The organism is Mucilaginibacter sp. GW821-FHT07G05, assembly GCF_059418565.1.
Genome location: NZ_JBWKQC010000010.1, coordinates 69,817 through 90,714, shown reverse-complemented (window position 1 = coordinate 90,714; position 20,898 = coordinate 69,817). Strand labels below are relative to the sequence as shown.

General features: G+C 43.1%; 23 protein-coding genes and 2 tRNA genes. 16 read left to right on the top strand and 9 right to left on the bottom strand.

From position 1 onward, the window contains the following. Positions 1–16: 16 nt before the first annotated feature. On the bottom strand, positions 17–1,963 hold the full coding sequence (locus tag AC07NA_RS21820) for a TlpA family protein disulfide reductase (RefSeq protein ID WP_494899753.1): 1,947 nt from the start codon (positions 1,961–1,963) through the stop codon (positions 17–19). Positions 1,964–2,051: 88 nt separating this feature from the next. Here AC07NA_RS21820 and AC07NA_RS21815 point away from each other — a divergent pair, with 88 nt between their 5' ends. Next, the gene (locus AC07NA_RS21815; RefSeq protein WP_345209909.1) at positions 2,052–3,278 is read left to right on the top strand and encodes a TCR/Tet family MFS transporter; all 1,227 of its coding nucleotides are present in this window, start codon (positions 2,052–2,054) and stop codon (positions 3,276–3,278) included. A 23-nt stretch (positions 3,279–3,301) separates the two neighbouring features. Here AC07NA_RS21815 and AC07NA_RS21810 read toward each other — a convergent pair whose 3' ends face one another. Continuing rightward, a complete protein-coding gene (locus tag AC07NA_RS21810; RefSeq protein WP_345209910.1) occupies positions 3,302–3,895 on the bottom strand; it encodes a DUF502 domain-containing protein in 594 nt (197 codons plus the stop codon). Between the two features lie 170 nt (positions 3,896–4,065). Beyond that, positions 4,066–4,407 (bottom strand): hypothetical protein, encoded by a 342-nt coding sequence (locus tag AC07NA_RS21805; protein WP_494899750.1) that lies wholly within the window; start codon positions 4,405–4,407, stop codon positions 4,066–4,068. A 207-nt stretch (positions 4,408–4,614) separates the two neighbouring features. Between AC07NA_RS21805 and AC07NA_RS21800 the strand changes: the two genes are divergently transcribed. Further along, positions 4,615–4,980 (top strand): hypothetical protein, encoded by a 366-nt coding sequence (locus AC07NA_RS21800; RefSeq protein WP_494899748.1) that lies wholly within the window; start codon positions 4,615–4,617, stop codon positions 4,978–4,980. Positions 4,981–5,011: 31 nt separating this feature from the next. Here the strand turns inward: AC07NA_RS21800 and AC07NA_RS21795 are convergent, their stop codons facing one another. Beyond that, entirely contained in the window at positions 5,012–7,477 is a 2,466-nt protein-coding gene (locus AC07NA_RS21795; protein WP_494899746.1) for a bifunctional UDP-N-acetylmuramoyl-tripeptide:D-alanyl-D-alanine ligase/alanine racemase, read from the bottom strand. Positions 7,478–7,537: 60 nt separating this feature from the next. Here AC07NA_RS21795 and AC07NA_RS21790 point away from each other — a divergent pair, with 60 nt between their 5' ends. From AC07NA_RS21790 to AC07NA_RS21770, 5 genes are all read left to right on the top strand, one after another. Further along, entirely contained in the window at positions 7,538–8,020 is a 483-nt protein-coding gene (locus AC07NA_RS21790; protein WP_494899744.1) for a regulatory protein RecX, read from the top strand. A 103-nt stretch (positions 8,021–8,123) separates the two neighbouring features. Next, positions 8,124–8,196, top strand: a tRNA-Gly gene (locus tag AC07NA_RS21785). A gap of 52 nt (positions 8,197–8,248) precedes the next feature. After that, positions 8,249–8,333 (top strand) — tRNA-Leu (locus tag AC07NA_RS21780). A gap of 239 nt (positions 8,334–8,572) precedes the next feature. Further along, positions 8,573–9,778 (top strand): site-specific integrase, encoded by a 1,206-nt coding sequence (locus AC07NA_RS21775; RefSeq protein WP_494899743.1) that lies wholly within the window; start codon positions 8,573–8,575, stop codon positions 9,776–9,778. A 261-nt stretch (positions 9,779–10,039) separates the two neighbouring features. Further along, on the top strand, positions 10,040–10,408 hold the full coding sequence (locus tag AC07NA_RS21770; RefSeq protein ID WP_494899741.1) for a cupin domain-containing protein: 369 nt from the start codon (positions 10,040–10,042) through the stop codon (positions 10,406–10,408). A gap of 163 nt (positions 10,409–10,571) precedes the next feature. On the opposite strand, the gene AC07NA_RS21765 is transcribed toward AC07NA_RS21770, so the two are convergent. Continuing rightward, complete coding sequence (locus tag AC07NA_RS21765; protein WP_494899739.1) at positions 10,572–11,366, bottom strand: SDR family oxidoreductase; 795 nt, start codon at positions 11,364–11,366, stop codon at positions 10,572–10,574. Positions 11,367–11,489: 123 nt separating this feature from the next. Here AC07NA_RS21765 and AC07NA_RS21760 point away from each other — a divergent pair, with 123 nt between their 5' ends. After that, positions 11,490–11,885 (top strand): winged helix-turn-helix transcriptional regulator, encoded by a 396-nt coding sequence (locus tag AC07NA_RS21760; protein ID WP_494899737.1) that lies wholly within the window; start codon positions 11,490–11,492, stop codon positions 11,883–11,885. A 47-nt stretch (positions 11,886–11,932) separates the two neighbouring features. Here AC07NA_RS21760 and AC07NA_RS21755 read toward each other — a convergent pair whose 3' ends face one another. Genes AC07NA_RS21755 through AC07NA_RS21745 form a run of 3 tightly spaced genes read right to left on the bottom strand, consistent with a single transcriptional unit; the run spans position 11,933 to position 15,100 of the window. Continuing rightward, the gene (locus AC07NA_RS21755) at positions 11,933–12,982 is read right to left on the bottom strand and encodes an NAD(P)-dependent alcohol dehydrogenase (RefSeq protein WP_494899735.1); all 1,050 of its coding nucleotides are present in this window, start codon (positions 12,980–12,982) and stop codon (positions 11,933–11,935) included. A 17-nt stretch (positions 12,983–12,999) separates the two neighbouring features. Further along, positions 13,000–14,103, bottom strand: coding sequence for an epoxide hydrolase family protein (locus AC07NA_RS21750; protein ID WP_494899733.1), 1,104 nt, complete (start codon positions 14,101–14,103; stop codon positions 13,000–13,002). Positions 14,104–14,131: 28 nt separating this feature from the next. Continuing rightward, positions 14,132–15,100: a zinc-dependent alcohol dehydrogenase family protein gene (locus tag AC07NA_RS21745; RefSeq protein WP_494899731.1), complete on the bottom strand. Its 969-nt coding sequence runs from the start codon at positions 15,098–15,100 to the stop codon at positions 14,132–14,134. Positions 15,101–15,301: 201 nt separating this feature from the next. On the opposite strand from AC07NA_RS21745, the gene AC07NA_RS21740 reads away from it, so the two are divergent. From AC07NA_RS21740 to AC07NA_RS21705, 8 genes are all read left to right on the top strand, one after another. After that, positions 15,302–15,733: a winged helix-turn-helix transcriptional regulator gene (locus tag AC07NA_RS21740; RefSeq protein ID WP_494899730.1), complete on the top strand. Its 432-nt coding sequence runs from the start codon at positions 15,302–15,304 to the stop codon at positions 15,731–15,733. Between the two features lie 151 nt (positions 15,734–15,884). Continuing rightward, complete coding sequence (locus tag AC07NA_RS21735) at positions 15,885–16,262, top strand: VOC family protein (RefSeq protein WP_494899729.1); 378 nt, start codon at positions 15,885–15,887, stop codon at positions 16,260–16,262. Positions 16,263–16,303: 41 nt separating this feature from the next. After that, positions 16,304–16,639 (top strand): SDR family NAD(P)-dependent oxidoreductase, encoded by a 336-nt coding sequence (locus AC07NA_RS21730; protein WP_494899728.1) that lies wholly within the window; start codon positions 16,304–16,306, stop codon positions 16,637–16,639. 122 nt (positions 16,640–16,761) lie between these two features. Beyond that, entirely contained in the window at positions 16,762–17,361 is a 600-nt protein-coding gene (locus AC07NA_RS21725) for a Crp/Fnr family transcriptional regulator (protein ID WP_494899727.1), read from the top strand. Between the two features lie 63 nt (positions 17,362–17,424). Continuing rightward, on the top strand, positions 17,425–17,628 hold the full coding sequence (locus AC07NA_RS21720) for a hypothetical protein (RefSeq protein WP_494899725.1): 204 nt from the start codon (positions 17,425–17,427) through the stop codon (positions 17,626–17,628). Continuing rightward, the gene (locus AC07NA_RS21715; RefSeq protein WP_494899724.1) at positions 17,628–18,083 is read left to right on the top strand and encodes a hypothetical protein; all 456 of its coding nucleotides are present in this window, start codon (positions 17,628–17,630) and stop codon (positions 18,081–18,083) included. The genes AC07NA_RS21720 and AC07NA_RS21715 overlap by 1 nt, the downstream gene beginning before the upstream one ends. A 54-nt stretch (positions 18,084–18,137) precedes the next feature. Beyond that, positions 18,138–18,503, top strand: a complete 366-nt coding sequence (locus tag AC07NA_RS21710; protein ID WP_494899723.1) for a VOC family protein — start codon at positions 18,138–18,140, stop codon at positions 18,501–18,503. Positions 18,504–18,654: 151 nt separating this feature from the next. Continuing rightward, on the top strand, positions 18,655–18,813 hold the full coding sequence (locus tag AC07NA_RS21705) for a class I SAM-dependent methyltransferase (protein WP_494899722.1): 159 nt from the start codon (positions 18,655–18,657) through the stop codon (positions 18,811–18,813). Positions 18,814–19,382: 569 nt separating this feature from the next. Here the strand turns inward: AC07NA_RS21705 and AC07NA_RS21700 are convergent. Further along, entirely contained in the window at positions 19,383–20,558 is a 1,176-nt protein-coding gene (locus AC07NA_RS21700; protein ID WP_494899720.1) for a GAF domain-containing sensor histidine kinase, read from the bottom strand. Between the last annotated feature and the right edge of the window lie 340 nt (positions 20,559–20,898).

The following is a 20,898-nucleotide window of genomic DNA, read 5'->3' as shown; positions in this document are numbered from 1 at the left end:
TGATTGATTAGCTTGCTTAATTCATACTCACTTTAGGTGCTGCCTTCACCGCTTCGGGGTTACCGGTCATCTCTATCATGTTGCTCACCTCTTCTACAATAGCCTCTGATGAACCTGAGAAACCCACCACTTTAAAGCGGATGTTTCCGTTTTTATCAATGATGAATTTGGTTGGGATACCCTCTACCTTAAATTCAGATACCACTTTACCATGTTTGCCTTCGGATGTTTTATCATCTATCAATACTTCAAATGTGTATTTATTATCATCGATGAATTTCTTTACGCCCGGTAAAAAGTTATCGCCATTTTCCCAGGTATCCACAAACAGGAACTGTACGTTGGCATCTTCCTTAAACTTGGTTACCGCCATTTGCATGCCCGGGAACGAAGCTTTACAAGGACCGCACCAAGTTGCCCAAAAATCAACCACTACTACTTTACCTTTTAAATCGGCCAGTGAAACGGTTTTCCCGCTAAGGTCTTTCAGCGCGAATTTAGGTGCAGGCTCATTGATCATTTGCTTGGCAAGGTCGGCACGTAGTTTTTCTTTAGATGCATTCTCTAACGATGCAAGGTATTCTTCGTAGCCTTTTTCGCCTTTTACCTTGGCGTAAGCCTTTTTAAGTTCTTCTTTTAATATCGCGGAGCTTTTACCATTGGTAATTGATTTCGAAGCGATATCAAGTACCTTATCATTTTGGCCGTTAGCGCCTAATATTTGCACATAATGCTCGGTGATCTCCACATCAGGAGTTTTGTTATTATCGTACACCTCTTGCTGATATTTTAAAGCATCCGCAAACTTGCCTTGTTTAAATAAAATGAAGGCATAGGTATCGGCATCGTTATAATAAGAGCTGCGATTATTCAGTTTAGCCTGTTTTGGCGACGCGTACATAGCACCTTCGCCGCTGTTATATTCGGCATTTAATATATCTAAAGATTGTTTCGACAGATCGGCCGCTATTTCAAGCTTTTCGCCTTTTAGTGCCAAATCCCAGGCGGCGCTGTTTAATGGCGTTGCCAGCGATGCTTTGTTTTTCACCAGTGAAGCCCATTTTTTGTAAGCCTCATAATCACCTGCCTTCAATGCTGCCGATGCCAGCTGCACCCTGAAGTTATCCTGAATGCTGTTCTTCTCATCCTTTTTTTCAGGATATTGAGCGATGTAGGCTTTGTACAACGAATCTTTTTTAGCCAGGTTTTTCTCTGTATTGAAATCAATGCCTAATTCGCCCTTAACAAAATCACCTTTAGGGTATTTAGCTTTTATTATGGCGTTTACCGAATCAGCCTGTGCGGTTTTACGCTGCCTGCTAAATAAAAAGGCCTGGGTCATCAAATCTTTTTCGTTGGTGCTCTTTTTAAGCTCGGCCATTTTTGCTTCGGCCAATGCTTTGGTTGGCGCATCTTTGGCGTTCAGCAAAAACATCATATAGTTGTTGCGATACTCTCTTTCGCTGGCAGGGTATAATGCAAACTCCTGCTTGTATAACGAAGTAACCTTATCATTATCCGCCCCGATCTTGGCAAAGTAGCCACCCATACCCGATTGTATCAGGTAGGCTTCAGAAGCATAAGCGCCCTCAACTGGCTTAGCGCCTTTATATACCGGGTAAACATAACCTTTGGCTCCGTTATCATCTACCTTTTCGCCGCTGCTTATTTTAATAAAGAAGGCTTTGGCTACGGCAGGTATAGTAAACTCACCTTTTAACAGGTTACCTTCGGTTTTCAGGTCGATATCGCCTACCGGGTAAGTTTTATTATCCAGAAAATATACTAAGGCTTCGGGCTTTTCGCCGGCTACGGGTGTACCCGCCGGATCATACGTAAAGCTTACTTTTTGGCCAGCCGCAGGGGTAGCGGTTGATAATTTAAGATGATCGGTTGTTTGCGCGAAACTGCTTTGCGCGGCTACCAGCAAGGGTATCAATGATAAGAGTTTGTAACTTTTCATGAGGTCAACTAATTTTTTAGTGAACTTAGAAAAAATTAAATAATTTTTATCAAAAAACTTTACTTTTTAGTTTATTACTTTGCAGGTTATGGATCAACCTGTACAACAGAAACGCCAGGCCGCTTTAGGCTTTATTTTTGTAACATTATTAATTGACGTTATTGGCCTGGCAATCATTATTCCGGTTTTTCCGAAACTGATAGAGAAACTCATACATGGCAATATCAGCGAAGCTTCCAGAATATCAGGACTTTTACTGGTGGCCTACGCGGTAATGCAGTTTCTATTTTCGCCATTGGTGGGTAATTTGAGCGATAAATACGGTCGCAGGCCGGTATTGTTGTTATCCCTGCTTGGCTTCGGTATTGATTATCTTTTTCTGGCTTTCGCGCCAACTATAGGCTGGCTGTTTGTGGGCCGTATTATAGCAGGTATTACCGGAGCGAGTTTCACCACGGCGTCGGCCTATATTGCCGATGTTAGTCCGCCTGAAAAGCGCGCGCAAAACTTCGGGATGATTGGTGTAGCCTTTGGTTTGGGTTTTATTATAGGCCCGGTTATAGGTGGTATTTTGGGTAAGATAGATACGCACTATCCGTTTTATGCCGCGGCTGCTTTGGCTTTGCTGAATGCGGCTTACGGCTTCTTTATTTTACCCGAATCATTGGACAAAGAACATCGCCGCCCGCTTGATCTTAAAAGATCTAACCCATTGGGCAGCTTGTTACAACTGAAAAAGTATCCGGCGGTTATAGGCCTGGCGGTTTGCTTGTTCATCGTTTACTTTGCGGGGCATGCCGTACAAAGCGTGTGGACGTTTTACACCATGGAAAAATTTAAATGGAATGAGGCCACAGTTGGTTACTCCTTAGGGTTTGTGGGCCTGATGGTGGCCTTGGTGCAAGGCGGCCTGATAAGGATAGCTATACCTAAACTGGGACAGGAAAAAAGTATTTGGATTGGTTTATTATTATACGCGGTAGGGATGTTCTTGTTCGGTACGGCTAACCATGGTTGGATGATGTTTGCCTACCTGGTGCCTTACGCCCTTGGCGGTATAGCAGGCCCGGCATTGCAGGGCGTAATGACCAATGAGGTACCCGCCAACGAGCAAGGCGAACTACAGGGCGGACTTACCAGCTTAATGAGTTTAAGTTCGATATTCGGGCCATGGTTTATGACCTACATATTCTATTACTTTACCAGCCCTAAAGCGCCTGTACATTTACCCGGCGCACCTTATTACGTCGCGTCAATACTGATGCTGATCAGCGCCATACTTGCCATCAGAAGTTTCAGGAAAGAGAAAGCGTAGTAAGCGCTGAATTACAGCATATATTAATCTAACCCGCTCACCCCGCCGGACACCACGAATTTCATTACTTCAGCGGCACTTTTGTTGATGGGTTTAACTTTATCGGCAGCTATAATGATCACCTGCCCGGCAAACGAATAAGATAACGGAAAATATACCGCTACATCGCCAGGAAGATCAAGTGATTTAAGGTCTTTCTTTACCAGGAAGCCAATTTTCTTCAGCCCGAACTCATTTACTTCTACCAAAACAGGTTCGCTGAACTTCTTTTCTTCGCCCACGAAAGCTTCGGTAAGATCTTTTATAGATGAATACAGGAATTTGAAAATAGGCAGGCGGTTTACCCAGCGGTTAAGCCAGCGTTTTATAGGATCGGTAATTACGTTGGTTACTAAAATACCCGCCAGCATAATAATAACGATAACGTTAACAATACCCAAACCCGGAATATAAACCGGCTTGCCGTGCTTATCAGTCCACAGGATATCGCTCAGGTTTAACGCATTATCAATAGATGAAACCGCCCAAAACATTAAAAAAATGGCGGCGCCAAGCGGCACCACAATGAGCATTCCCTTAACAAAGTAATTAAGTAAAGCCCGTCCTAACCTCTTCATGATAATTGTTTAATAACCGCAAAAGTACATTCTTTTAAATTTAATTGAAGAAGTAAAAGATAGCTCTTACAGGAGAGATTGGATTTGTCGCTATTCAAATCAAACTAAGTTCAAAGCACAGATGTTTTTAGAACTTGTTCTTCGAATTAGTTAGCAACACTATGAGCCTATTACTCTTTTATTTTAAGCGAATCAACAGTTGTATAACCTGTATGATGAATAACATAGCAGGTATAAGACGCATGCTTCTTTTCTTTAAGTTCATTAGTCCGGTCGAAATAGCTATCCACATAAAAAACTGAATCATTGATTTGGTTTACGCTTTTTTCCGGTTCTTGATTGAATATAATGGAGTCTTTAGGGCTCGTTTCCCGCCTTATATAATCAAAGGTTAACAGCAACGCCTTTTGCTTGGTAAGGGTATCAGGGGCAAAAGAATATTTTACGTTACTATTGCCGCCGCAGGCAAATAAGAACATAAGGGGTATTGCAATAAAAATTAGTTTCTTCACTATTTATAAATTAAAATTTGCCCAATGTACACCCTGTTATTTAAAATTGCTTAATTTAAATAATATATTTACTTCATGCTCAAATTACACCTAACCGCATCACTATTACTGATAGTTTTCTTACTATCAGCCTGTACAACTACTTATCAAGTATCTGACAATAAATTATCTTACAGGAAAGACATCGACATCGAAATTGTCAAAATCATGGCTACTCCTACACAATCAACGTGGGGAGGTTCATACGCGCCAAAATCTAATAAACTTACGCTGCTCAGAGTTACCATGAAACTTAAAAACAACCTTGCAACCGAGCAGGAAGTAAATTTAAAAGATATTTACTTGGTTGATGCTGATTACAATGTAAAATATAGCGTAGAAAAGATATTTCAGGCTACCACCGTTGTTATTCCGGCACGGGCTAACCTGAAATTGGATGCCAATGAAGAAGTAAAAAGAGTATTAATGTTCACCTATCCCAAAAAACACAGACCCGATATGTTGGAGGTAAACGGCACGCCTTATGCAATCAAATATACCGATATGATAAAAAACGGAGCTTCAGCTAAGTAGCAAGATCCGTTTTCTAAATTATTTAGAAACGCTATTCGTAAAAGTACACCCTTTTTACCCGTTGCGAAACATTGGTTAATATCTCGTAAGGAATAGTGCCTATTTGGGCGGCTAATTCTTCTATTCTTTGTTTTTCGTTAAATATGATCACTTCGTCGCCCTCTTTTACATCGGGCACTTCGCTCACATCAATCATACACATATCCATTGATACATTGCCTACCGTTGGCACCAGCACGCCCTTTACCAGCATGGTGCCTACCCCATTGCCAAACGCCCGCAAGTAACCATCTGCATAGCCTATACGAACTGTGGCAATGCGGCCATCTTTGCTCAAAGTGCCGTTCCGGTTGTAGCCGATAGTGTCGCCGGCCGCTATTTTTTTGATTTGGGAGATACTCGTTTTTAAACTCCCGATAGGTTGCAGCGAGGCATCAGATGCCGGCACAGCGGCATCAATTCCGTACAAACCAATGCCTACCCGCACCATGTCGTACTGGGCACCCGGCCACCTGATGATACCCGAAGTATTGCAAATATGCTTGATTACCGTGTAGCCAAGTACCTCTTCTATTTGTTTAAATGCAGTTTCGAAAGTATTGATTTGCTTTTGAGTAAACTCATCATGCTGTACCGCGTCGCTGGCCGAAAGATGCGAAAATACCGACTGGATACGTACGTAAGGATTATCCTCCAGCATATCGCACAGAGTTTCAATCTCATAGTCTTCAAAACCGAGGCGGTGCATGCCCGTGTCTATTTTTAAATGGATAGGGTAGTTAAAAATATTGCTGTCCTGCACGTACTTCACAAATTCTTCAAATAAACCGAAGCTGTACAATACCGGTTGCAGTTTAAATTCCGTTAGTTTTTCAAACGCGCTTACCTCCGTATTCAGCACCACCAAAGGCAGTGTTATTCCCGCCTGGCGCAGTGCTACTGCTTCGTCGGCATAGGCAACAGCCAGATAATCAACTTTGTTATATTGCAGCATATTGGCCAGCTCGTAGGTACCGCTGCCATACGAAAACGCCTTTACCATGGCCATTACCTTTACACCCGGCTTTAGTTTGGAGCGATAAAAATTGAGGTTATTGAGCAGCGCGTTCAGGTTTATTTCCATCACGGTTTCGTGCGCCTTTTGTACCAGCACCCGGCTTATGCGTTCAAACTCAAAGTTACGCGATCCTTTAAGTAAGATCGTTTCACGTCTGAATCCTAAATTATTAAGCTGTTTAATTAAAGTAATGGTATCGGTAAAGAAATATTTTTCCGGAATATCGAAATATTGCTGATGTGCCACCAACGCCTCCCCTACCCCGATAAACTTATCAACCTGCCTGGCTTTTACCAGGTCGGCCACCTGCCTGTACAATACATCCTGCTGTAAACCCGACTGGTAAATATCACTCAATATCAATGTCTTTTTCTGATACTGGTTTTGCTGGTTTAAAAAGTTCAGGGCTATCTCTAACGATTGTATATCGGAGTTGTACGTATCATCAATCACCGAGCAATCGTTGATGCCATTCTTCAGCTCCAAACGCATACTCACAGGGGCCAACCGTTCTATGCGCTCGTCGGCTGTTACCGGGCTGTAATCCATAGCCAGCATGGTTGCCCAGCAAACAATGGCATTCTCAATAGAAGCTTCATCCCTGAACGGGATAAGGCATTCTATTTCCTCGCCCTTGTAAATGGCCCGCAGGTAATAATTCTTCTCGATAGTGGTTTCGCTGAACACATACAGATCGGCCTGGTTAAAAAAGCGGCTCCATATAAAGCGTTCGGGTGTTTTTATCTCGTCCTGGTAATCCAGCAACTGCTCGTAATTGTGGATGAGTAAACGGCAATTGGCGAATAGCTTCAGCTTTTCACTGATCTTTTCCTCGCGATCATTAAAGCCTTCATCGTGCGCGGAACCTATGTGGGTAAGTATCCCTATCTCGGGCTTAATAATAGCCTCCAGCCGGATCATTTCGCCTGTGGTAGATACTCCGGCTTCGAAGATACCCAAATCATTCCTGTCGTTTATTTGCCATACCGAAAGCGGCACGCCAATTTGCGAATTGTAGCTTTTAGGGTTGCGTACAATGGTTTTATCGGCACTAAGTAATTGATAAAGCCATTCCTTTACAATGGTTTTACCGTTGCTGCCCGTTATACCAATTACCGGTAAATGGAATTGCGAACGGTGATATGCAGCCAGTTTTTGCAGCGCCATCAGTACATCGTCAACCACCAGCAGGTTGGCTTCGGGGAAATAACCCTCGGGTTGCTGCTTCAAAATAAAGTCGCGTACACCGGCATTATAAGCCTCGGCAATAAACTCGTGCCCGTTGCGCCTGCCGCTCAGCGCGAAGAATAATCCGCCTGATGGATTGCTGATTCGGCGGCTATCGGTAAGCAGTATATTGATGCTGTTGTCGTTAACTATTTCGCCTGTAGCGTTTACTATTTCTTTTATCTGGCTGGAGGTATAACGGCTTTTGTGCATAGTGGTACGAATTTGGTTATATTTCTGTACATACAAGAATTTTAGCGAATTTTGGTTTGAATGGAACGCCCGAACGCTATAAAAATTACCGACGAAAAAGTGGCCCTTGCCAAAGCCGAAAGTTACTGTGCTTACCAGGAGCGCTCGCAGCAGGAAGTACGCGATAAACTATATGAATGGGGCTTGTGGACCGATGCCATTGAGCACATCATCAGCCAGCTGATCACCGATAATTTTTTGAACGAAGAGCGTTTTGCCAAAACTTATGCCCGCAGTAAGTTCAACCAAAAACAGTGGGGCAAAATAAAGATAAAACAGGGCCTGAAATTGAAACGCGTGCCCGATGTATTGATAAAAAAGGCACTGATGGGTATTGATGAGGACGATTATTTGAGCACCCTTACCCATATTTTAGAGAAAAAGGCTACCCTGTTAAAGGAAAAAGACAAGTTTAAACGTCGTTATAAACTACAACAATATGCTTTATCACGTGGTTTTGAAAGTGACGCTATATCGGGCATTTTGAAAGTCAGCGACTTATGAAAAACTTTCAAATATTTGCATTTTTTGCTTGCAGGGAATAGTTTTCTCTCTATATTTGCACCCACAAACAGCAAACATCTCGTTTAAAGTTTGAAACACCAATGCGAAAGTAGCTCAGTTGGTAGAGCACGACCTTGCCAAGGTCGGGGTCGCGAGTTCGAATCTCGTCTTTCGCTCAAATCCCTTCGGTTAAATGAAGGGATTTATTTTTAAAAGGTTTAGACACCTGCTCAGATGGTGGAACTGGTAGACACGCAGGACTTAAAATCCTGTTCCCGTAAACGGAGTGCGGGTTCGATTCCCGCTCTGAGTACTGAATGACGTTCAGTCACTGCAAAAAGCCCGAAATTCTAAGGAATTCGGGCTTTTTTGATTTAAAACCCTCCCTATTCTTTCAGTTTTTAGTGATTCTAAGGTCTCAAATTCGGTGCACCTGATTTTAAAAAATTTCGGTGCACCGAATTGGCCTTAATTAATTGATTATCAAGATGTACACATCACGAACATCTTGATAAAAAAACTTGATTAAAGTACCTTTAAAATCAATAAAAAATGGAGACAAAACTGAGCATATTATTTTTCATTCGTTCCGGCAAAGTAACTAAACTGAATTTGATGCCGATTTACCTTCGGGTAACTATTAATGGAAATAGATTTCAGGTCAGTACGCAGCGGTACGTGGAATCTTCAAATTGGCTGGCTGTCGCAGGACGCGTGAAAGGAAAAGGTGACGATGCTGCCCGTATCAATAAATATTTAGACATTATTCGTTCAAAAGTTTACGATTACCATCAGGAATTAGTTCAATCAGGTAAAAAGATTACCGTGGAAACATTCAAGTCACTCTGGCATGGAACAGAAAATAAGCCAGTAATGATCATGGAGCGATTTAAAGAGCATAATGAAGCGTTAGAATTATTAATTGGCAAAGACTTCACACAAAGAACGCTGGATCGTTATAAAACCACTTATGAACATACGAGCGCTTTTTTAGAATACAAATTTAACGCCCGTGATTTCGAAGTAAAACAATTAAATTATGCATTCATAAACGATTATGAACTTTATTTAAAGGCTGTGCAAAATTGCAATCACAATACAACGATGAAATATTTAAGTAATTTCAAGAAGATCGTACTGATATGTAAAAAACGAGGGGACATAAAGGATGATCCGTTCAGCGACTTTAAACTAGCCCGACGCGAGGTTACCAGGGAAATACTTACTGAACATGAGTTACATAATCTGATGAATAAAAAAATCGATATTGTCAGAACTGCACAGGTACGAGACATTTTCATATTCAGCTGTTACACGGGTCTTGCATATGCCGATACAAAAAATTTAACTCCAGCAAATATTGAAATCGGGGTCGATGGTAGGCGATGGATCTTCACCAATAGGCAAAAGACCGGCTCTCCTACCCACATCCCCTTGCTACCAACAGCTGAGAGAATTATTGAAAAATACAGGGAACACCCAAAATGTCTTGCGGAAAACAAACTATTACCCGTATTGAGTAATCAAAAGATGAATAGTTATCTAAAAGAAATTGCTGATCAATGCGGAATCACGAAAGATCTAACATATCACATTGCACGTCACACATTTGCGACGACAGTTACCTTATCAAATGATATTCCAATGGAAACTGTCAGTAAATTATTAGGTCATAAAAGTTTGAAGACGACTCAGCACTATGCTAAAATTCTGGATGTGAAAGTAGGCAGAGATATGGAAAAAATCAGAAACAGGTAAAAGTCCACTGCACAATCCTGAACTTATTTTTTTATCAAATTTATCTTCCACATCCAGAAATTATTTATGCTTCGGATGTCAAAAGATATAAGGTATCAAGTAACGGATTAGTAACATCACAATTATTTGAAATGTTCTTGAAGCCCATACTGGACAGATCTCGAACATTTTCTTGGAAGATTTACGTAAAATGGCGTTTTAAAAATTAGTTCGATGTAGGTAATTAAAGCCCATGCAGAAGAAACAGATCATAAATTTAGCATGATCGAGCAGACGATGCCTTATGGCTCCGGTCCGCCGCCTCATTATCATCCGGATATGGACGAAATGTTCTATATACTTGAAGGTGAACTGACTTTATGGTTGGATGGAAATATCTCAAAACTCGTAAAAGGTTCCTTTGCCAGGATTCTTAAAGAAATGACGCATTACTTCAAGATCACCAGTAAAGAGCCTTGCAAAGCTTTAAATATGTATACTCCCGGAGGCTTCGAGAAAGGCATCATCCGGAACGCCACCAAAGCAGAAACGCTGACCCTGCCACCGGAAGATCTGGTTTATAAGGGAAGTAAGGACAAAGATGATATGCACATTTCGGTGGATCTTTCGCCGGTCAACTTATTTAGGTAGCTCAATTAGATTTTGCTTATTGTGGATTAACAGGATCTTTATACTATGCTTATTTCAATAATTCAAATTCTAATTACTTCCATTACAATAGTTACTACCAATCATCTATTCTATTTATAGATAATTGGTAGCAATTTAATTGGAAAATATACCATAAAGTTATTTAAACTGTCGGAATCGTTCCACCATCAATCACGAACTCTGTTCCTGTAAGATATCCTGCGCGTGGCGAAGCCAAAAATCCTACAAGTTCAGCGACCTCTTCGGGTTGAGCTGGCCGACCAACAGGTATCCCGCCTAATGCGTCCATGATGCTTTTCTCCGCTTCCTCGATGGTTGAACCCGAACTTTTGGAGATCCGTTCCACCATCCTGATGGCTGCAGTCGTTTTTATCCATCCGGGAGAAACAGTCAACACGCGTACGCCTTTAGGTGCAACTTCGTTAGACAAACTTTTGCTGTAATTGATCAATCCAGCTTTGGCAGCGGCGTACGGTAAAGTGGAATCATACAAGGGTAACTTACCCTGGATAGAGGCAATGTGAATGATCACGCCGTTACCGCGTTCGATCATCTGCGGTAAGAATCCCTTATCCAACCGGACGGGTGCCAGCAGGTTCGTGCGGATGGTGGACTCCCAGTCGTCATCCGACAATACGGCAAAGCCGCCGCCGGGAGTTTCGGAAGAACCCAGGTTATTGACCAGGATATCGAGCTTTTCAAATTTGTGAAGCACTTCTTCGGTTACTTTACGTGTATCCTGTGGAAGGCTCAGATCGGCGGCGATAAAGTATAAGCCATCGTTCTTAATTTCGGGTATATTTCTCGCCGTGATGATCACGGTCGCACCAGCCTTAAATAGACGCTCAGCGATCGCCTTACCTGCACCTTTCGTGCCGCCGGTCACTAAGGCGACCTTGCCGGTTAATTCATTATCATAATTAAATTGCTGTTCCATATAGTTCTTGTTTTGTACAAATCTCCGTAGTATGAGCGGTATGCACAATTACGGAATTACGATTCAGATAGGGATAAATTTCACCCATATTGCCGGCAGCCGACCATTGCGTTACATTTGTATATGTATGAAAAGAAGACATTACCTAACTTAAACTGCGGACTCGACCTCGTCGGCGAAGTCTTGTATGGTAAATGGAAGATGCGCTTACTTTGGTTCATTAACGAAGGTCATCAGCGCCCGAGTGAGTTGCAGCGCAAGATCCCTGATGCTTCCAGGCGGGTGCTCAACATGCAGTTAAAGGAACTGGAAGCGCACGAACTGGTTTCCAGGGTTATCTATCCGGTCATGCCGCCTAAGGTGGAATATAGCCTGACCGAATTTGGGCAAACCCTGATACCGGTCATTGGTGCTATCGGTACCTGGGGCGACACACATGAAGAAAGGTTGCGTTCGCTCATCCTAAGATCCATCGGAAGATCAGACATAGGTATCACTCCAAATACAGGATCAAAGTGACCCGCCTTTCGACGGGTTACTTTGGTTCATTTTCAAAACGGATCGGCTTATAAGGTGGCCATATCGATCACAAAACGATATTTCACGTCGCCTTTCATCATCCGGTCGAAAGATGTGGTGATATCTTTGATATCAATCAGCTCAATATCAGCTACGATGTTATTTTCCGCACAGAAATCCAGCATTTCCTGGGTTTCAGCAATCCCTCCCACAGCCGAACCGGCAATGCTCTTGCGGCCTAACTGGAACATGACCACATTTTTAACCTCGAAACCCTTAGGCGGGATACCCACCAGAATATGAACTCCGTTCAGTCTTAATAAAGATCCGTAAAAATCAAAGTCGTGTTCTGCGCTGACCGTATCGATGATGAAATCAAACGAGTTCTTTACCTTTTCTACCTCCTCCGCATTAGTGGTCACCACGAAATGATGTGCTCCCAGCTTTTTGGCGTCAGTCTCTTTTTTAGGAGAGGTACTCAAGACGGTCACTTCCGCACCCAGGGCCACACCGAACTTAACGGCCATATGTCCTAAACCACCCAGGCCTAATACGGCCAGTTTATGCCCTTTGGCAACGCCCCAATGTTTTAACGGGGAGTAAGTGGTGATACCGGCACACAATAAAGGTGCCGCGGCGGCCAGATCCAGCTTCTCGGAAATGTGAAGGGCAAATCCTTCGTTGATCACGATCTGGTTGGAGTAGCCTCCGTAGGTTGGCAAACCGTCATTGTATTTATCTACTGCATTGTAAGTCGGCACCACACCATTTTCACAATAAACTTCCAGGCCTTCGTCACAGTGAGCGCATGATTTGCAGGAATTGGCAAGCGCTCCTACACCGGCGAGATCACCGGATTTGAACTGCTTTACGTGTTCACCGACACTTACCACGCGCCCCACGATCTCATGGCCCGGAACCATGGGAAACAAGCCCGGGAACCATTCATTATTGATCTGTGCCAGGTCGGAGTGGCATACCCCGCAATAGAGTATCTCGATCTGCACATCGTGTGCGCCGACATCCCTTCGTTCAAAGGTCCATGGCTGTAATTCTTCATGAGCGCTTTGCGCTGCGTATCCTTTTGTTGTTATCATTGTATCATTCAGGTGTGTTAAAATTGTGAGAAGAATGCTTTTAGATCCGCAGCATATAATTCCGGCGCTTCCCATGCGCCGAAGTGTCCGCCTTTGGCCATAACTGTATAGCGTTGCAGGTTCAACCGGCTCTCCACCCATTCTTTGGGCGGCACGATCGGTTCTTTAGGAAATTGCGCATAAGCTGACGCCACCTGAAGTTTTGCTGTAGGCTGAAGCCTTGTCCAGTCGTAATAGGTATGCAGGGACGACTGCACCGTATCGGATACCAGGTAGAGCATAATGTGTGTCAGTAACTCATCTTTGGAGAACGTTTCCTCTTTTGCACCGTTATTGTCCGTCCAATCGTTAAATTTTTCGGTCACCCAGGCAGCATAACCGACCGGCGAGTCATTTAAAGCAAAAGCTAAGGTTTGTGGTTTGGAGGCCTGCAATAACAAAAATGCGCCTACCTTCATCAGTCCTTGTGGAATTGCGGCAGCAAACTCCCTGACTGTCGGTGAAGTTTGCAGGATCGGCTCACTCCCGGTGGGAAGCCCAACATCGGTTAAATGTATCGCTTTAACATTTGTAGGATGATTTTCAGCCAGCTGCATGGTAATGGTGCCGCCGATATCTCCACCAGCTGCATAAAAACTTTCATAGCCCAGTTCCTCCGTCACCAGTTCTTTCCAGATATCAGCCGTTATTTCCAGCGGGAAACTATCCGTGAAACCAAATCCCGGCAAAGAGGGAATGATTACATCAAAACTCTGGCTACCATCTTTAGGATCGGTCAGCAAGTCGATCACTTTATCAAAGCGATAAAAGCTGTCGGGCCAGCCATGGGTCAGTATCAAAGGCTTTGAATCATTTCCTTTACCTTTTTGATAGATAAAATGTACCTGGTGCCCTTGGATCTTTATCGTATAGTGATCGAACCTGTTCAATGCCCTTTCCTGTTTACGCCAGTCATAGCTGGTTCGCCAATAGTCGACAAGTTCCTTCAGATAATTAGCGTCGGTGCCTCTTTGCCAGCCGGATTCGGCATGTGCCAGCGAGATATTTGCATTTGCCAGTTTGGCTTCAATAGTATCCAGCACGCTTTGCTGGATGTTAAATTTAAATGATTCCCTTTTCATAGATAGTTGTTGATTGACAGGTGAAATTTTAGACAGTAAAGTCAAGTAAAATTTTTTCGCCCCTGATGGAATGCTCTACAGCTTCCCTGATCGCGCTTAGCGGATAGGTCGCTGCAATAGGCACATTGATCGCGCCTGAGGCGATGAATGAATCTGCTTCCTTAACGGCAGCATCCAGTTTAGGCAGGAATTCCGACAGGTACATCCAGAAACCGTGAACCTTTAACCGTTTGACGATGAGATCAACCTGGCTGACCACCATAGGCTGTCCGCTTAAAATGGCATAAGCCACTAAATGGCTTTCCTGGCCGAGGATCTGGGCCAGTATGGCCGAAGATTGCCCGCCTACTGCATCAAGACCCAATTTGATATTCGCGCCGCCGGTTGCCTTTTTAACTTCATGCACTGTCGTCGGGCTTTCTACCACAACCACGTCCGCACCCGCGATCTTAGCTGCTGCAACCGCTTCCGGTCTTCTAACGATCGCAACGCTTTTTACACCGCGCGACTTAGCTACAGTGATCAGGGTATTGGCCACGCTGGAGTTACCTGCATTCAGGACGATCCAGTCACCCTGCGCTAATTTGACATACTCATCCAATAATAAGATGGCCGTCGGCGGATTGATCGAAGCCATGGCCGCTTGTTTGGGATCTGAATCCGGCGACAAGGCAAATAGTTTTTCGGCAGGCGCTTTTACATATTCGGCCCAGGCATAAGTGCCGAAAGGCAAAACCACCCGGTCACCGACTTTTACCTGATCTACTCCCGGGCCCGCTTCTGTTATCACGCCGACACCTTCGCCGCCGATCACGGCAGGCAATTCCGGTTGTATAAAGTAAATGCCTTTCGCCACCATCAGGTCGCTGAAGTTGACAGGGCTGTATTCCATTTGAATGATCACCTCGCCCGAACCGGGTGATGTAGGTTTTGGAAGGTCTACGAGTTTCAGGTTTTCTACCGGATTCCCGGTCGCTGTTAGTTGAATTGCTTTCATGATTTTTTTGTTCTTAGCGTTAAGTTCCACTACAAAGTCATATTATAGTGCCTGATAAGCATATGTCCTGAAATTTGACGGTGCCATGTAGGCGGTTATTCTTATGAAGTACATTTATTTATAAATTTGCAGTATTGATTTAATACTACAAACATAGACACAAAGTAGTACTAAAGTAATACTACTTTACTTAATGACATTATGAAAACAATTGGAAGCAGGTCGACTTGCCCGGTGGGTTATACCCTGGATGTTTTTGGCGATAAATGGACCTTGTTATTACTGCGGGATATGATCTTCGAGGGCAAAAACTCCTGGCTGGAATGGAAGGCCTCCGCGGAACATATCGCCCCATCTGTCTTATCAGACCGGGTTAACTTGCTGATGGATGAAAACTACCTGATCAAAAAGGTCTCGGAAAGCAATGCCTCCAAGTTTCTTTATTATCTGACCGATAAAGGGCTGGACCTGATACCGCTGATGGTAGAATTAATGGAGTTCGGGTGCAGATATAATCCAAAGGGAGGTTCTGCTTACTGGATGAAAAAGATCGAAGCCAGCAAAAAGAGAACGATCGCGGAGTTACATGAGAAAATGCTGACAGCACGTCAGGAGGCGTTCCCTTCGGTTTGATGCTATGATTAACATAGCGGATGTGAGACTTTATTCCAATCGTATAATTTTTGAAAGATCATGGCCTTTATAGCAAAGTAAAATCGGCCTTTAAAACAAACCGAGCCTACTCAACGAGCGCCTACCTTAGCATCATATTAAAATCAAAAATATGATCGATCACATTATTCTCACAGTAAGCGATTTCGAGCGCTCAGTCGCTTTTTATAATACCATTTTTGAGCCCCTTGGTGTAACCCTGTCAATGGACTTCAAAGGTGAAGATGGCCATCCTGATCTCAAAGGATTTGGTGACAATAAAAGCATCTTTTTCTGGCTGAAGCAAGGAGAGCCGGTTTCCAATGGCGTACATATCGGCTTAATTGCGAAAGACCATGCGCAGATCCATGAATTTCATGAAACGGCTGTTGCAGCCGGAGCGCATATTATCGATGCTCCACGGGTTTTCTCCGAATATTATCCGGGTTATTACGCCACATGGATAACCGATCCTGATGGTTATGAGATCGAGCTTTCACATAAAAGTTAATTAACAGAGTTGAATTAAAATGGAAGCTAATAATTATTACGGTGCATTACAGCACCCCAGGTTCAGGCTTTGGCGCCGCATCTACTGCCACCTATGTGATCAAAGGAATTGACCTCAAAGGAAAAACAGCTATTGTTACAGGCGGTTATGCAGGCATTGGGTTAGAAACTGTAAAAGCATTGGTAGCAGCCGGCGCTACGGTAATTATACCTGCAAGAAATTCAGCGAAAGCGAAAAAGAGCCTGGCTGGAGTATTTAATATAGAACTGGAAACGATGGATCTGATGGACCCGGTTTCCATTGACGCCTTTGCTGCTAAGTTTCTGGCTTCAGGGAGGCCGTTACATTTGCTCATTAATAATTCAGGTATCATGTGATACATCATTTTGAATATTCACCTAAAAACTCAGACCAGTTTATCCTTTTTTCCAAGCACTATTCTATGTGAATTGACATACCTTCAGTAAAAAATATATTTATAATTTAGCAAGCGAAATGCATGAGTATTTTTCTGTTTTTAATGTTTATTATGGTTTCATTTGCCCTAAAGACCACCGGCACCTACACTGCTGATGACATTTTACTTTTCGAAAAAGAAGCAAAGCTCCGCCACGTCTCAAAAAACGAAATGTTACAAGGTAAGGGAGAAACAGCCAAGTCAATTTTTTTCGTGGTTAAGGGGGCTTTGTATCAACATGACCTAAAGGATGAAACTGATGTCAACATCATTGATCTTTACATCGAAAATGAATGGTTTTTAAATTATAAAAGCTTTATTACCCAACAACCGTCAGACACCGCCATCTCCGCATTCACGGATGGCCTGGTGCTGGAAGTTAAAATCGATACCATTCACTATTTAATTGGCCGGTCTTCCTCCTTTCTTCAATTAGGAAGCATATTGGAACGGTCTACTTCACGGGTTCATTTCTTTGATCATTCACTTACGCCATTACAAAAATACCAGCTGATATTAGATAGCAAACCGCTGCTGATACAACAATTCCCATTAAAAATGATCGCATCTTATCTTAAGGTGACACCCGAGACCTTAAGCAGGGTCAGGGAAAAAATTGTAAGGTCAAAAACCGCATCTTGATTTGAATCAAGTGACACAGGGTCCGTTTTCCCTTATTTTTGTTCAACATTCTAACAAAGATCTGTGGAAAATCAATTTCAAAAACTTTCTGGTATTTGCCTGATCATCGGGCCGCTTTTAGCCATCCTGACTATGGTTCTTCACCCAAGCGGAGGGAGTACTGAACATATCCTGAAAATACGGTATGTCATGATGGTATCCCACTCACTGGCAATTTTGAGTTTACCATTCCTTGCATTCGGCTTTTATGGACTTTCTGTTTTTTAATGACGAAAAGCAACATCTCCATCTTTGCATTCATCATCAGTGCGCTCGGTATTATTGCTGCTTTGATCGCCGGAACGATCAATGGCCTGACGATACCGATGTTTTTGTCGAACTTAAGTGGTAAACAGCCAGCCGTAGTTATTGAAAGTGTTGTCAATTACGGGTTGATGATCAGCCGGCCAATGGCTTACATTTTTATCATAGCCAGTTCCCTGGCTATTCTGGTCTGGTCCATCCTGATCATTGTATTTTCCCGCCTTCCCAGATGGATAGGGTATTATGGGGTGCTTTTTATCCTGCTGGCGATAATAGAGCTACTACTCCGGTTTGACTTTGCCAGTCTCTTTGGGTTCAGACTTTTTCTCTTTGCGATGGTATGCTGGATGATCTTTACAGGTTACCTCATGACCACACGAGCGATTAAAGATCACTTCATTGCATCTTCACCTGTATAAAACACCGATCTTTTGCACTAACCGACACTTATTTACATGCTAACTTATATCAATATGAACCATAAAGCAATATCGATCAGGCCCTTCATTGGTGCCGAAAACTTTGAACTTTCGAGAAAGTTTTACCGCGACCTGGGATTTGAAGAAACAGTAATATCACCTAAGATGTCCGTATTTAAAAGCGGAGTAACCTCCTTTTATTTACAAGATGCGTATGTAAAGGATTGGGTAGACAACACCATGATCTTTATGGAAGTCGATGACGTCGAAAGGTTTTGGAAAGAACTCTCTGATTTGAACTTACCGGTTAATTATGAGAAAGTAAGAATAAGCCCTGTCAAAAACTTAGATTGGGGAAAAGAGTGCTTTGTACATGACCCTTCCGGAATACTATGGCATTTTGGTGAGTTTTCCAGTTAGACGGAATGTCCTTGTAAATTAGCTAATAGAACTATGCAAGAAACAGAAGCCGGACAATATTGAGACAACTACGCAAAAGCCTGGACAGTATTATCGAGATCTGGATATGATGTGTACCGGGATCATCTGAATACGCCATCCTTAGTTAAAGATGCCGCCCCATATCCGAGGTCTTTCAGGCATTGATATCGGTTGTGGAGAGGGATCAAATACCCGACTATTAGCTCGCAATGGTGCAAATATTAAAGGTATTGATATTTCCGCACGATTTATCGAACACGCAATATCTCCATTTCTGCCAATTTTGTAACTTCAATTCTCACCAACAGTAATATCGCCTTTGTTCTCACTATTTATTTTTAATTTTTAAGTTCAAAAAATCGTTCATCATTAGTGTCCTTAAGTGTCCTTAAGTGTCTTTAAATATCATTAGATGTCATTATGTGCACTAATTTCGCCTCATTTTTTTTCAGTTACAAATATTCATTTGAGTCACAACCCAGTTACAAAAAAATCCAAACAAACAGCGCCGACCAAGAATAAACGCAAAGAAAAACGCCTCAACTATTTGATAGTGAGGCGTTTATTTGTTTTGTTATATGTTTATTTTGCGATACTTTGCTGCATTATTTGCCGATACAGAAAGTACTTAGGTAGTGATTATCAGTAAGTTATGAGATTTCAGTACCAAATTAGAAACAATTTTTTTGACCTAATTTTAGGTCATTTTTGATACTATCTTGTTACCGGGGTGTGGATAACTTTGCAATAGTAGGCATTATTTTTCCATTTTATACGATCATTACTGTACTTTTTAAAATTTTATTTGAAACCTATTGATATTGACGTGCTCGTGGAAAAGATCGAGCGACTAATTGCTTAGATGATAAGCGTAAATACCGTTTGCTGTTCATCCGACCGGACTTCAATCCTACCGCCGTGGGCTTTAGCGATCTCAGCTGAAATATAAAGCCCCAAACCCAATCCTTCCTTTCCGTCCTCATGGCCTCGGGAAAACGGGAGAAAAAGGGATTTCAGGTTTTGTTCGGGGATAGGTTCGCCGCTGTTGCGGACGTGTAACAGGAATTGACCGTTCTTTATCAACGCCTCCACGCTGACAGGCCGGTCTGCCTGCCCGTGGGTCAGCGCATTGCTGAGCAGGTTACTGAACAACTGAGCGATGCGGGTGGTATCGAGGTCATGCGGGTCGCTGATCTGGAAATTCGTTTCGATGGCGCGTTCCGGCCAGATCAACTGTAGTTCTTCCGTCACATGCTCCAAAACAGGCTGGATCAGGGTCTTTTCTTTACTGAGGAGGATACCGGAACCCATACGGCCGCGGGCAAAATCCATGATGTTGTCGATCAGCCCGATCATGCGGTGGGAAGAATTTAACAGGACATTGGCAAAATGCGCGATCTTATCCGGCCCCAGATCACCACGTTTAAGCAGTTGGGCGACATTTCTTACAGCGCCGACAGGGTTGCGGAGGTCATGGCCCAGAATGGCGATGAATTGTTCGCGCAGTTCCGCCAGGCCTTTTTCTTCCTGCAGACGTTCCTCTGTTTGGGCCAGCTGTTCGGTGGTACTGAGGTGAAAGGCCAGCAGTTCCGCATAAAATTTGAACATGCCCATAACTTCCCGGTTTTTCAGGGCATGGGGTTTAGGGTCGATGGCACAAAGTGTTCCGAAGAAGCGGCCATCTTTGAGCACAATGGGAACAGAAATATAACTCCGTAAACCGTAAATTTCAGGGGTATGGTGATTTCGGTAGGTTTCATCGTTCAGTGCGTCATCAAAGACGACTGCCTCCTCCATTTGACGAACCTCGTGGCAAAGCGTCGTTTCCACTTTTAGTTCGCCGCCTGGTTTTAGCCCGAAATTGATCTTGTCCGCTACCGCGCAGGCGATCCAGCGGTCTTCCGTCACCCTGGCTACTGCGGAATACCCCATGCCGGTAGTACTGCAGATAATATCCAGCAATTCGTCGATGATCGGGATACGCTGTACGTCATCTAGGTCTTTACGAAAGTGTACTTCAAGAAAATCGGTCATTTGCGCAAAAATAAGGTATAAATTATAAAACTCCAATAACCTGCTTCTTATGGCATTAAGGTGATAAGCGATGGCGATTTGCTAACTTCAAATTTACCTCTGGCCAATGTGTGTAATAAATAACCTATCGTAGGGAATAAGCTACAGTTCACCATAAGTCAGCCCCGCAGGTGAGCCTTAATATTCACGGCATGGTATTTAACGGATTTATAGCATGAAAGCAACTGCCATGACCACTGTATTATTAATATCTTTTGACTTACAACCTATGGCTATGCTGAAAAGCGAATTAGAAAATTTAAAAGGCCCGAAAAAAGCGGCATAAAAATATTTACAAACA